The sequence below is a fragment of the Acinetobacter sp. UBA1496 genome, from assembly GCF_002324975.1.
Taxonomy (GTDB): domain Bacteria; phylum Pseudomonadota; class Gammaproteobacteria; order Pseudomonadales; family Moraxellaceae; genus Acinetobacter; species Acinetobacter variabilis.
This window is the reverse complement of record NZ_DCRI01000030.1, coordinates 18339-31105: the sequence shown is the minus strand read 5'-3', so window position 1 is coordinate 31105 and position 12767 is coordinate 18339. Positions and strand designations below refer to the sequence as shown.

The 12767-nt window shown below is 41.8% G+C and carries 11 protein-coding genes and 1 pseudogene; 5 read left to right on the top strand and 7 right to left on the bottom strand.

Features of this window, described 5'->3' with window-relative positions; translation table 11 throughout:
- Positions 1-33 precede the first annotated feature (33 nt).
- A pseudogene (locus B3143_RS03320) lies at positions 34-1616 on the bottom strand (ATP-binding cassette domain-containing protein).
- 357 nt (positions 1617-1973) lie between these two features.
- Between B3143_RS03320 and B3143_RS03315 the strand changes: the two are divergent.
- Positions 1974-2489: a DUF1543 domain-containing protein gene (locus B3143_RS03315; RefSeq protein WP_005234992.1), complete on the top strand. Its 516-nt coding sequence runs from the start codon at positions 1974-1976 to the stop codon at positions 2487-2489.
- A 39-nt stretch (positions 2490-2528) separates the two neighbouring features.
- On the opposite strand, the gene B3143_RS03310 is transcribed toward B3143_RS03315, so the two are convergent.
- From B3143_RS03310 to B3143_RS03295, 4 genes are all read right to left on the bottom strand, one after another.
- Positions 2529-3059, bottom strand: coding sequence for a gamma carbonic anhydrase family protein (locus B3143_RS03310; protein WP_214001404.1), 531 nt, complete (start codon positions 3057-3059; stop codon positions 2529-2531).
- A 103-nt stretch (positions 3060-3162) separates the two neighbouring features.
- Positions 3163-4311 carry a D-alanyl-D-alanine carboxypeptidase PBP5/6 gene (gene dacC / locus B3143_RS03305; RefSeq protein WP_214001403.1) on the bottom strand — a complete coding sequence of 383 codons (1149 nt, stop codon included), beginning with the start codon at positions 4309-4311 and terminating at the stop codon, positions 3163-3165.
- Between the two features lie 128 nt (positions 4312-4439).
- On the bottom strand, positions 4440-4820 hold the full coding sequence (locus B3143_RS03300; RefSeq protein ID WP_214001402.1) for an MCR_0457 family protein: 381 nt from the start codon (positions 4818-4820) through the stop codon (positions 4440-4442).
- A 160-nt stretch (positions 4821-4980) separates the two neighbouring features.
- Complete coding sequence (locus B3143_RS03295; RefSeq protein WP_004782632.1) at positions 4981-5352, bottom strand: MCR_0457 family protein; 372 nt, start codon at positions 5350-5352, stop codon at positions 4981-4983.
- Positions 5353-5460: 108 nt separating this feature from the next.
- Between B3143_RS03295 and surE the strand changes: the two genes are divergently transcribed.
- From surE to B3143_RS03280, 3 genes are all read left to right on the top strand, one after another.
- Positions 5461-6237: a 5'/3'-nucleotidase SurE gene (surE, locus tag B3143_RS03290; protein WP_214001401.1), complete on the top strand. Its 777-nt coding sequence runs from the start codon at positions 5461-5463 to the stop codon at positions 6235-6237.
- 107 nt (positions 6238-6344) lie between these two features.
- Complete coding sequence (locus B3143_RS03285) at positions 6345-7184, top strand: peptidoglycan DD-metalloendopeptidase family protein (RefSeq protein ID WP_214001400.1); 840 nt, start codon at positions 6345-6347, stop codon at positions 7182-7184.
- A gap of 91 nt (positions 7185-7275) precedes the next feature.
- A complete protein-coding gene (locus B3143_RS03280) occupies positions 7276-8205 on the top strand; it encodes a LysR family transcriptional regulator (RefSeq protein ID WP_214001399.1) in 930 nt (309 codons plus the stop codon).
- A gap of 57 nt (positions 8206-8262) precedes the next feature.
- Here the strand turns inward: B3143_RS03280 and B3143_RS03275 are convergent, their stop codons facing one another.
- On the bottom strand, positions 8263-9474 hold the full coding sequence (locus B3143_RS03275) for an aspartate aminotransferase family protein (RefSeq protein ID WP_214001398.1): 1212 nt from the start codon (positions 9472-9474) through the stop codon (positions 8263-8265).
- A gap of 160 nt (positions 9475-9634) precedes the next feature.
- On the opposite strand from B3143_RS03275, the gene grxD reads away from it, so the two are divergent.
- Positions 9635-9976, top strand: a complete 342-nt coding sequence (gene grxD, locus B3143_RS03270) for a Grx4 family monothiol glutaredoxin (protein WP_004782624.1) — start codon at positions 9635-9637, stop codon at positions 9974-9976.
- 98 nt (positions 9977-10074) lie between these two features.
- Here the strand turns inward: grxD and B3143_RS03265 are convergent, their stop codons facing one another.
- Entirely contained in the window at positions 10075-12714 is a 2640-nt protein-coding gene (locus tag B3143_RS03265) for a Lon protease family protein (RefSeq protein ID WP_214001397.1), read from the bottom strand.
- Positions 12715-12767 lie beyond the last annotated feature (53 nt).

Here is a 12767-nt window from a genome sequence, read left to right as displayed (position 1 = left end):
GTCAATGCGTAAGTCCTATAAGTTTAATCAAAATTATTCATTCATATTGAACACTTCAGTGATCCCGCAATCACGCACAAACTGTTCATCGTGTGAAACTAAAATCATAGCGCCTTTATAAGACCGAATTGCACTTGCCAACGAAGCTTTAGACTCAATATCCAGATGATTTTCTGGCTCATCCAATAATAAAAGTTCGGGTTGAGGAGAGACTTGGCTGAGACCTAGTAACGCCACTTTCAGCTTTTCACCACCACTTAACTGAGGCAAAGGATAAGTACCTTTATCACCACGAATTCTAAGTTGGCCCAATAAATTACACCATTTCACTTCCGGAATATCAGGATTCATCTGCCTTAAATTTTCAATTGCACTTAGTGCTTCATTGAGAAAACTAAAATTTTGATCCAGATAAAAACAGTTTCGTGCCAAAAAGATTTGATCGAGAGGTTGCTGCTTTTGTAGGGCGGTCAGTTTCAGCAAAGTGGATTTACCACTTCCGTTTCGGCCTACAATATGGATTTTTTCACCTGCACTTAAAGCAAGATTCACAGGCTATGGAGTACCAAAAAGAAGCTTTAAGTGTTTAACCCGCAGAATTTCACCAGACTGTAGTTTAAGGTCTGGAAATTGAAATAGCTGAGGTTTTATCTTTTTAAGTCGCTGCTTTTGAACTTTTAATTCAGATTGTTCATTCGAAATTTGCCGTTGGTGCTGTGCCTGAACTTTCCCTACACTTTGACCAGCCTGTTCTTTTTAAAGTCTAAAAGCACTTTGGCTTGGGAATTCGAATCACGTAATTTGTTTCCGGCATGTTCCTGCTTTTATACTTTCATTAAAACGTCATGCTGCTTGTGCTTCATCTGTTTAATATCACGCTGACTCTGTTGAATTGACTGTTCGAGTGAAGCGACATTTTTCTGATACTGTTCAAAAAACTCCGCATAGTTTCCAGTAGAGTGCTGTAATCCATACTCATTTAAATAATAAATATGATCAACCTGATCTAGTAAAGTCCGGTCATGACTAATGATCAACGCACCAGCAGGATGTAATTTTAAATGCTCTATTAACCATGTTCGTGCTTCACAATCCAGATGGTTAGTCGGTTCATCCAGCAATAAATAATATTCAGGCTTTAAGAACAAGCTACATAAAGCAAGTTTGGTCTTTTGGCCCTCACTCAAATATTGCACAGGAAAGTCCAGATCGGTGGGTAATTGTGCTGAGCTCAACAGTTGCTGCCATTCATGCGGCAAGTGCCAACTATCCTCAAGTAGCTCATAATCCTCGAAACTGACTGTACCATGTTCAACATTTTTAAAAGCACGATGTAATTGACTTACTTCGAGTGCTTCAGCAATTGTGGCTGCCTTTAACCGATGCAATTGTGGTAGATAGGCATTATGCATTTGCCAGGAAACTTTACCTGAGCAATGTGGAGTAGAATACTGAGTCTGATGCAAAAGCTGCATGAGCAAAGACTTACCTTGTCCATTACGGCCTATTAAAGCGCTGACCTGAGCTTTAGGAAGGGTAAAATTTAAATTCTGAAATATGACTTTGGACGGGAATTCTAAAGTCAGATTGGATATTACACATGCCTGTTGAGTCATAAATAACCTCATAAATACAGGATGCACAAAATAAACAAGAGATTTTTTCTAGAAAAGATCAAGCCAGACGATCTATTTTGCACATCAATCTAAAAATAATCGTTGATGAGAAAAATAGACTTACTTCATTGGCGTGACTCATTTATAAGAGAAGGGGAGTTCGGACCTTATTTTAATATAAATAAGCTTGCTTAAAAATAGATCAAATTAGGATTGTTTATCCACTGTATTGATGCTGATTTAAGTGAATTTCAGGATTTTAAGAATATGAGATGATTGACTTGAAGTGGAACGAGTAAGTTTCATTTATACTATGCGGCTAAAGTCTTCTCTATTTTGCTTTTAAAGGATTTTTTTATGTCTGAACTCAAGCTCTACATTGCTTTATTGGGCGGAAAGCATGAAAAAGCCAATGTAGAAGTACATGACGTAATTCCGGTCATTAGTTCAGATATTAAGACAGCTTTCCCATATTTGAAGCAGCAATGGTTTGGTTTACAAAAAGGCCTGCATGTCGATGGTTGGATGACGATCAATGGTGTCAACTATCAGGATCTGAATTATCAGGTTCAGGTGACGGACATACCTGTAAAACAGGATTTAAAACTATTCCTGATCAATCTGGGTGCTTATGTGCCAGATCAGTTTGGTGAAATCCATAAATATCTGGTAGTTGCTGCAAAAAATAAGACTGAGGCTAAAGCACAAGGCAAGCTGGCCATTGAAAAAACTTGGTTTAAACCTCATACCGATGCCGTGATTGATGTGGATGATTGCTTAGAACTGAACAAGATTGACCAGAAATTTGTGCATCTAGTAGAGGGAGACTTTGAAGCCAATAGTTTTAAGAACGATTATGTGGTTATTCCTTAATTAAGATAAGGCTACATAAAGTAGCCTTAGTTTGTCGATTTATTTGTAATAACCTGAGACTTTCACATAATTCTGTGCTGAATAAGGCAAGAAAGCTATTTCCTTTTCAGTCAGTGGACGCACTTTTTTGACTGGACTGCCTACATACAAGTATCCACTTTCTAATACCTTATTCGGTGGTACCAGTGAACCTGCTCCAATCATCACATCGTCTTCAACAACTACATCATCCAGAATAATTGTACCGATACCCACTAAAACACGATTACCAATGGTACAGCCATGTAATTTTACATGATGACCAATTGTCACATCTTCACCAATAATCAGTGGTGAACCTTCAGGTTTATCCGCCTTTTTATGACTCACATGCAACATGGAATGATCCTGTACATTCGAATTCTTGCCAATACGAATATGATTCACATCACCACGAATTACAGCAAAAGGCCATACAGATACATTTTCGCCTAAAACAACATCACCTACGACCACCGCCATCGGATCGATATAACAGGAGTCAGCGACTTGCGGGCGAGTATCCAGATAAGGGCGAATGTTTTGGCTCATGTCAGTATAATCCTGAAAGTTTATAAGTATTATAAAATAAAAAAGCACACATTCGATGAATGTGTGCTTTCGCTTTAGTAAGATCTAATATTGATAATAAATATTAGAACAGGTTACTAAAAAATTGTTTGATATGATCCAGCAAACGAGCAAAGAAGCCAGCTTCTTCAACTGCTTTTAGTGCAACAAGTGGTTTCTCAGCAATCACTTTGCCGTTTAAAGTCGCCACATATTTACCTACGACTTGACCTGGTTGTAAAGGTGCAGTCAGTTTAGGCTGAACGACCAATTGAGTTTTAATGGCATTGGCCTGACCTTTAGGCATAGTCACGTTAAAGTTTTCTGCAAGACCGATCTGAACTTCATTTTCCTTACCAAACCAGACTTTAGACTTGGCTAGAACCTGTTTAGCTGGCTGAACATTTTTGGTTTCAAAGTTTGCATAACCCCAAGCCAGAAGTTCACGTGTTTGTGATGCACGTTCATTCATGGTTGGTGCACCGAAAATCACTGAAATCAGACGAGTCGGACCACGTTTTGAAGAAGTCGTTAAGCAGTAACCGGCTTCATCGGTGTGACCAGTTTTCAGACCATCTACACTTGGATCAGTATAGAGCAGGGCATTACGGTTACCTTGCTTAATCCCGTTAAAAGTAAATTCTTTTTCAGAGTAAATTGGATAGTATTTTGAACTGTCTTTAATGATGTGCTGAGCCAAAGTTGCCATATCTTTCGCTGTCGAATAATGGCCTTCAGCTGGCATACCAGTCGAGTTGATGAAGCTGGTATTAGTCATGCCGATCCGTTTCGCTTCCTGGTTCATCATATGTGCAAAGGTACCCTCGTTCCCTGCAATATGTTCAGCCATCGCTTTAGACGCATCATTACCAGACTGGATAATAATCCCACGCAACATTTCTAGTGCAGTCGCCGTACCGTTTAAAGGTACATACATACATGATTCTGCACTGCTACCACGGCACCATGCAGATTCATTCATGCGAACCTGTTCATCTTCAGTCAGCTCACCACTTAATAACTTCTGCTCGATGATGTAACTGGTCATCATCTTGGTCATTGAAGCAGGGGCTAATTTTTCATTTTCATTTTTTGATGCGAGAATTTGCCCTGTCTCGTAGTCCATTAGCACATAAGATTTATTATTCAATTCTGGTGGTGCAGATAAGACAGTTGCTGCAAAGCTAAAACTAGGAATTAATAATAATGCAGCAAGGGCAGTTTTTTGGGTCATTTCTAGTGGGTTCCAATATCTTGATGTAAGCACGAAGAGCCTAGCATTTTAGGACAAAGCTAGGCTGACTTCTATGGGAAACCCGGGGTTATTTCAAAAGTATTGTAAGCAATCACTCAAAAAGTGGATTATTTACTGTAGCTCACCAACTCATTGCAAATGGCCTGATTCTTTTTCTTGCCAGCCTTTTTGGCATCGCTCTGTGCTTCAGCCAGAATGTTACGGAAATCTGACTGTTTTACCATCTGGTTCAGGCGTTCTACCGGATTTTTTTGACCCGGCAAATATTCAGTTACGAGCTGGTTATAACCCTGATTGAATTTTGCTTTGTCTTTGACCATGCTTGGGCAAATTTCAGAAAGGACATAAATTGCAGCTAATTCTTGCTTGGTGATTTCCTGACTCGGGGTGACTTCAATATTTTCATTTGCTGCATAAACCGAGCTGCCCCAAAGTGTCATACCAGCAACAACAGATAAACTTAAACTTTTAACTAATGTATGTTTCATCAAAAAACTCAAAAATTACATGTAGAACAATAATTTGTTAGCTTAAAGATATTTTTAAAATTGAAAAGAGGGGAAATGTAGTGAAGCTGTAGAATTATGAAGAAATGTGTAAGAGAAAAAAAGACGATGCTGGCATCGTCTCATTTTAGTGAGAAAAACCTTATTCCTGATAGGCTAAAACATCTTCACACGCTGTTTTTTGTTCGTCTTTTGCAGTCTGTTTTGCACCTTGACGTGCTTCTTCAAGCACAGTCTTGTATTCACTGTCTGCCTGAAGTTTTTGATAGGTCATCGACTTGTCAGAGTATTCTTTTAGATAAGATTGAATCAGCTGCTGAATCGTTGTATCGAATTTTGCATTCTGACCAATAATGCCTGGGCATACTTCAATCATTACCTGTGCAGACGCAACATCTTCTTTCACGATCATGTCATTTTCTTCAGCTGTCAAATCATTGGCAATAACTGCAGGAGAAACAAAAGTTGCCAAACTTAAAGCCAAAGTACCCCAAAGAGAGAATTTTTTCATCATCTTAAGCCATATGTATTAATGGATATCGTCCTACAAATATATATAATTCCTGAACTAATACAATGAAATGTCCTAGCGAGTCATTTTTTAGCTCAACGAGATTTTGCAGTGAATATATTAATTTCAAATGATGATGGTGTTTTTGCACCGGGTATACAGGCATTGGCGCAGGCCTTGAGACCTTTAGGACGCGTTGTGGTGGTAGCTCCGGAAAGTGAACGTAGCGGATTTTCCAGTGCACTCACTTTAGACCGACCATTAAGACCAATCCAGATTTCTCCCGATGTATGGGCAGTGAATGGTACGCCAGCAGATTGTGTTTATCTGGCCATGAATGGTTTATTTGATGTTGAATTCGATCTGGTGGTCAGCGGCATTAACAGTGGTGCCAATCTGGGAGATGATGTGCTGTACTCAGGGACGGTGGGTGCCGCATTTGAAGGTCGTCTGGCCAAACAACCTGCATTGGCAGTTTCTCTATGTGGGCAAAATGTTCGATCTTATACCTTGCCAGAAGATTATCGCATTGCAGCGCAATGGGTACATGATTTTATTGCGGCAGGTTTGCCGACTTTGCCTGAGCGTCATATTTTTAATGTGAATATTCCTGATGTGGCTAAGCTGAAAGGAACTAAAGTGACCTTTCAGGGTCGCCGTAGCCAGTCCAAGCCGATTACCAGTCATGTAGATCCACGTGGTCGTCAGGTTTACTGGATTGGGCTATCGGGTGAAGCAGTCGCAATGCCAAAACATAAAGGAACTGAAATCGAGTCAGACTTTTTCGCAATTGCCAATGGCTATGTAAGCGTGACGCCAATTCAGATGGATGCCACAAACTATGACACACTTCACACTTTGCAAGCCCAGATTCTAAATAAAATCTAATGAATGTTATAAGTTTGTGAAAAATGAAAGCTTACAAGTATATTGTAGTAAAACTTTGCTAATCTTACTGGGTTTTTGCAACCGTATAGATGTTAGAGAGGAAGATAATGTCCTTGGTGTCACCGAAATACTTCATTCATGCTTCACCATCCAGCTTCATCAAAACTCTGGTTTTGTCCACTGTGGTTGTTTCCACAATGATTATTACTGGTTGTGCCACTAAACCTCAGGTCAATAATATGACCCGCTATGCCGCAGCGCCTGACTTCTATACGGTACGCTCTGGGGATACTTTGAGTGGCATTGCTGCACGTTATGGTCTGAGCTATATCAGTGTGGCAGAGATGAATGATATTGCTCCGCCGTATCGTATTTATGTGGGTCAGTCGATTCGCCTGAAAAATAACACTACCGCTCGCCGTACTACCGCGACTCAACCTGTTACCCAAGTTTCACCGATTCAGCGTCAAACGATTGCGATTCCAGCGCCAACCACTCCCGCTCCAACAACTGTTAAGACTACGCCAAAACCTGCCACCACTACTTCTGCACCGATTACCCCAGTATCGACAGCAGCAGGATTACGTTGGGTCAAGCCATCAAATGGTCCGGTATTACAAAACTATGATCTGGCTGCAAATATCAAAGGTACCCGTTATGGCGGTAATGTCGGAGATCCGGTCTTTGCTGCAGCAGATGGGCAGGTGGTATATGCAGCAGATGGCCTGAAGGAATATGGTAATCTGGTACTAGTTAAACATATTAATGGCTATATCACCGCTTATGCGCATAACAGTAAATTAAGCGTGAAAAGTGGCCAAAATGTAACGGCTGGTCAAAAAATTGCCGAGATGGGGGCGACTGGTACAACCCGCACTATGCTTGAGTTTCAGGTTCGCTTAGACGGAAAACCGATTAATCCAACAACAGTTTTACCAAATAATTAAATAAATAATGCAAAACGTAAATTTCACCGTATAATACAATGAGTTGCTTTTATCAAAAGATGAAGCATCTCATAAGTTTAGAGGGGAATTTATGTTAGATCAACTTCGAGCAATGGGTGTCTTTGCTTGTGTTGTGGAAAAGAACTCGTTTAGCGGTGCTGCACGTGAGTTAGGGATTACAACCAGCGCCGTGAGTCAACAAATTCGCTCTTTGGAACAGGATATGGAAGTTGTACTTCTAAATCGTTCTACGAGAAAATTAAGTCTGACCGAAGCGGGACAAGCTTTTTTTCACAGCTGCCAGGAAATGTTGTCTGCTGCTGAGCGTGGAAAGGTTCGCATTAACGAGTTACGTGACGATCTTGTTGGTGAACTTCGTATTGTATCCTTACCGGAAGTGTGCGCGAACCATGTGATTCCTGCACTTTCTCACTGGATGTCCGCACACCGTGGCCTGACAGTCCACCTGGAAACAAACAATCATGAGGTTGATTTGTTGGAAGGGCGCATTGATATTGCCCTGCGATTTGACCAGAACGATGATGACCACAACCTTCAGGTTGTGCCATTAATGCAGATTGAACAGATTCTTGTTGCTGCGCCAAGCTATATTAACCAGACCGCAATTATCTCGCGTCCTGAAGACCTGAAACACCATGATGTTTTGCCTTTAACGCATATTAAAAATCATCAGAATTTCAGTTTTCAGCATGTGCATAGCACAGAAAAGGTTGAATTTGAACTAAGCTCACGCTTTAGTACCAATAACAGCTTGGTTGCAAAAGCCATGTGCCTGCAAGGCAACGGGGTTGCCAAGATTTTATATCTTGATGTTAAAAAAGATTTATTAAATGGTTCACTGATTGAAGTCTTGCCTGAATGGAAACTTCCGCCAGTCACCCTTTATGCAGTTATACCTAATCGAGAACAGCAACCGACTAAAGTCCTGCGCTGTCTGGATGCATTGAAACAATATTTTAGCCAGATCTCTGGTGGACGTTTGTTGCAAGTCGCATCATAAATTCCCTATAAACAAAAAAGCCGCTTTAAAGCGGCTTTTTTGTTTTTCAAGATAGACTTAAGCAAGGTAGGCCTTGATCATTTTCACTAAACGCTCGATCAGTTGATCGGCCTGTTCCTGTGTAATATTCAGGGTAGGCAACAGACGAACGACATTACCTGCAGTCACGTTGATAATGGTTTTGTATTCATCGCGTGCAATATCCACCAGCTCACCACAATCTTTAGGCAACTCAATCCCAATCATCAGACCGAATCCGCGTATAGTCACTTGATGATCTGCAAGCTGGTTACGTAACTGCTCAACAATATATGCACCTTTTTCAGCGGCATTGGCTACGATATTTTCTTTTTGCATAATATCGATGATGGTATAAACCACGCGTGAACCCAATGCAGTACCGCTATAAGTCGAACCGTGATTCCCCGCAGTTAAAACACCGACACCACGACCTTGAGTCATCACGGCACCAATTGGGAAGCCATTGCCCAGACCTTTAGCAGTCGTCAATACGTCGGGCACAATATTGGTGTGCTGATAAGCAAAATATTTACCGGTACGGCCATTACCTGTTTGTACTTCATCCAGCATCATCAAACAGTTGTGCTGATTACAGATCTGACGGATTTCTTCCAGGTAACTAAAGCCTTGCGGTGCTGTATTGACACCACCTTCACCCTGGATCGGTTCAACCAGAATAGCCACGATATCCGGATGGTTAATTGCAGCTTCTTCAATGGCTTCAATATCACCAAAAGGTACACGAATAAAGCCTTCAACCAATGGACCAAAGCCTTGTTGAACTTTTTTGTTACCGGTTGCAGACAGGGTTGCCAGCGTACGGCCATGAAAAGATTTGTCAGCTACAATAATTTTTGGTGACGCAATACCTTGCATATGACCGAATTTACGCGCAATTTTGATCGCACCTTCATTCGATTCTGCACCACTGTTGGAGAAGAAAACTTCTTCCATGCCAGCGACTTCAGCCAGTTTCTGTGCTGCAGCAGTTTGCCAAGGCACTTCAAACAGGTTACTGGTATGAATCAGGGTTGCAGCCTGTTCCGCAATTGCTTCAGCAATCACTGGATGAGCATGACCCAAACCGCAAACGGCGATCCCAGTTAAGGCATCTAAATACTCTGTACCATCTTCGGTATAAAGATATGCACCTCGTCCTCGGACAAAGCTGATCGGTTGACGACCAAAGACTGGCATCAAATGTGAAGGTTGATCAGTTTGTACCGGAGCGAGGGTAATATTGTTCATGACTAACTCTTTACTGTTAGGTGGAAAGAAAAACTTATATAAGCAAAAACTTGGTCAGATTTAAAGGGTAATTGTAAATAAAAATGGATTTATTACTTTAGACGTACTGTTTTTCTCTGTTTTGGGTATAATGCGAGACAGATTAGTTGAGGATTTATCAATGACTGAACAAGCACGCGATACCGAAGCGTTAATTCGTGACCAAATTGCCAAGCACGCAGTACTTCTTTATATGAAAGGCACACCACAATTTCCACAATGTGGTTTTTCTGCACGTGCGGTAGAAGCACTCAGTCAAATTGGTCGTCCATTTGCTTATGTTAATATTCTGGAAAACCCAGATATTCGTGCAACTCTGCCACAAATTGCGAACTGGCCGACATTCCCACAACTTTGGATCAATGGTGAATTGATCGGTGGTAGTGACATCATCCTAGAAATGTTCCAAAAAGGTGAGTTACAGCCTTTAGTAGAACAATACAGTCCAGCACCTGAAGCTTAATCCTTGGATTAAACTGATAGATGTGAAAAAGCGCTTCCGAAAGAAGCGCTTTTTTTATGGGTGAATAGTGAGAAAGGGGGGCAGAATTAATCTTCTGCCTAATCCTCAGATTTTTCCAGTTCTTTTGATTCAGCAACCAAGGCCTCAGCTAAGGTATCTGGATCGGTCAGAACTTCCTTTATAGGCGCCTTATCTTTTTTCTTTTTCTTCTTTTTTTTCTTTTTCTTAGGTTCTTCCTCAAACTCGGCACCATCTTCAATGGCTTGCCAGTATTCGAGTTGTTCCATCACAGCAGCAAAGATCGAGTTTTTGCTATAACGGCCTTTCTTGTCCATAGTCCCGACCGGACGTGCCATCAGAATTTCCAAAGCCTGCGCGATATTATCAATGGCATGAATATGGAACTGACCTTCTTCGACTGCAGCAATAACATCTTTACGTAACATCAGATGCTGCATGTTTTGTCGTGGAATAATCACACCCTGCTTACCTGTCAGGCCTTGCAGCTTACAGGCATCGAAGAAACCTTCAATTTTTGCATTAACTCCACCAATCGGTTGCACCTGACCAAGCTGGTTCATGGAACCGGTAATCGCCCAGGACTGGTCAATCGGTAACTGACTAATCGCAGAAATAAGCGCTGAAAGTTCAGCGACTGTCGCGCTGTCACCATCCACCTGACCATAACTCTGTTCGAAAGCCAAAGCGGCAGAGAAGTGCAGGGTCTGTTCGCGGCCAAAATGTGCTTTTAGAAAAGAGGCCATCAATAACACGCCTTTGGCATGTAAAGAACCGCCAAGTTCTACGCTACGTTCGATATCCAGAATATCACCGCCACCCTGATATACAGAAGCAGTTAAGCGTGAAGGTAGACCAAATTCAACATCTGCATAATGAATCACAGACAGCGCATTGATTTGGCCTAGACGATGACCGCGAGTTTCAATCAGTTGAGTGCCACGGGTCAGATCTTGCCAGAATAGCTCACGTAAATAGCCTAAGCGATATTTACGATGATCCAGTGCGGTATTGATATGCTTTTCTGACACCATCTTATCACCCGCTTCGAATGCATGATGATGCGCTTCACGAATCAGGTCGCCCAGCGTTAATGCATGTAGTGACAGGGAACTCTGATCTTCAGCCTGACGGCTTGAGTCGGTCAGCAGGGCAGATAATGCAGAACGGTCAAATGGTAATAATTTATCTGATTGCACATAGTCAGCAATGAGCTGCATATAGGCTTGCTCATTTTCATCATTACGTTGCAAGGTATCGGTAAAATCAGCACGGATTTTAAAGATACTGCCTAGTTCTGGTTCAAGTTCCAGAATTTCATAATAAATTTCTGGCTCTGCCAGCAGCACCACTTTGATATTCAGCGAAATAGAAGCTGGTTCAATGGAAATGCTACCGGTAAGAGTCAGCATATGCTCTAAAGATGAAAGCTTGAGATGCCCAGATTTCAAGGCACGTTTCAAACCTTGCCATGCATAAGGTTGTTCCAGTAACTGTTCAGCTTCAAGTATCAGGAAACCGCCATTGGCATTATGCAAGGAGCCGGGACGGATCAGCGTGAAATCTGTAGTAATCGTACCATTTTGGGTCAGCTGTTCTACATGACCCAATAGATTGTAATGCGTCGGGAAATCTTCAAAAATAACGGGTGCACCGCTATTTGGCTTATGGGTGACGATCACATTGGCCTGGAAGCGCGCTGGTACGCGGCTGAACTGGGCAGGGGTAAAATCGTCTTCTTCCTGTTCCAGTACAATTTCAACATTATTAATAATGTCTTCAGCATATTGCTTCAGATATTGTTCTAGACCTTCGACATGCTTGAATTTAGTCAGCATCTGCTCAACGCGTGGCATCACTACCTGTTTGGCAATATCACGATTCAGCACTTGAACACGGTCACGCGCATCATCTTCCAAATCGCCCAAATGAAGGCCCAGGCGTTCCAGTTTCTTGTCCATGTAACGCATGTTTGACGCGATTTCAGCACGATCTTTATTGCTTAAAGCATTCAAATCTTCCTGAGACATTTCCTGTACTTTGTCATCTTTCAGATGAATCGGTACAAAACAATGTTCATCACTGCGAGAAATCAATTTCAGATCGAGTTCTTCACCTTCACGGGTCAATTCGATCAGTGCGAGTTGCTGTTCATCACCCGTTTCCTGACGAATCATTTCAATCCGGTTGTGATAGCTTTCTGTAGTAAAACGGCGCTCCAGCTGTTTTAGAATAGATTGCCAGCTTTGATGCAGCATCGTCTGAAACTTGGGTCCCTGACCGGCTGGAAATTCCAGTGCGATAGGCTGACGAGGATTCTGAAAATTATTGACATAGACCCAGTCATTAGGCGTTTGCATGGTTTTGGCATGCTGTTGCAACAAACGCTTTACCATAGTGCGTTTGCCGAGTCCTGCTGTACCCACCGCAAAGATGTTATAGCCTGAATATGGCAGGGCAATACCGGCTTCAACCGAAGCACGGGCACGGTCCTGGCCTAGAAAATTATTTAAAGGCTTGATTCGCTTGGTCGATGCCGGGATTTTATCCGGATCGGCAATACGCGTCAGTTGTGCCGGTTTCAGGCATGTCTTTTCAAGGGTTGGTGTAATTTCGCTTTGTTCAAAGGCTGAGATAAGTAGGTCGGAGCTGATGTTTTGTTGAGATATAGTTGTATTACTTGAAATTGAAGAATGAATTTGATCGAGTCTCTGAGTCACTGTTGAAAGTCCAAAACGAAATATGACGTGGATAAGGTTTAAGGTATACAGAT

What these genes read in the sequence shown, in the direction of transcription:
- B3143_RS03300 (WP_214001402.1), bottom strand. Translation starts at nt 4,820, where the DNA reads ATGAAACATACATTAGTTAAAAGTTTAAGTTTATCTGTTGTTGCTGGT.
- B3143_RS03295 (WP_004782632.1), bottom strand. Translation starts at nt 5,352, where the DNA reads ATGATGAAAAAATTCTCTCTTTGGGGTACTTTGGCTTTAAGTTTGGCA.
- B3143_RS03275 (WP_214001398.1), bottom strand. Translation starts at nt 9,474, where the DNA reads ATGAACAATATTACCCTCGCTCCGGTACAAACTGATCAACCTTCACAT.
- dacC (WP_214001403.1), bottom strand. Translation starts at nt 4,311, where the DNA reads ATGACCCAAAAAACTGCCCTTGCTGCATTATTATTAATTCCTAGTTTT.
- B3143_RS03315 (WP_005234992.1), top strand. Translation starts at nt 1,974, where the DNA reads ATGTCTGAACTCAAGCTCTACATTGCTTTATTGGGCGGAAAGCATGAA.
- grxD (WP_004782624.1), top strand. Translation starts at nt 9,635, where the DNA reads ATGACTGAACAAGCACGCGATACCGAAGCGTTAATTCGTGACCAAATT.
- B3143_RS03310 (WP_214001404.1), bottom strand. Translation starts at nt 3,059, where the DNA reads ATGAGCCAAAACATTCGCCCTTATCTGGATACTCGCCCGCAAGTCGCT.
- B3143_RS03285 (WP_214001400.1), top strand. Translation starts at nt 6,345, where the DNA reads ATGTCCTTGGTGTCACCGAAATACTTCATTCATGCTTCACCATCCAGC.
- B3143_RS03280 (WP_214001399.1), top strand. Translation starts at nt 7,276, where the DNA reads ATGTTAGATCAACTTCGAGCAATGGGTGTCTTTGCTTGTGTTGTGGAA.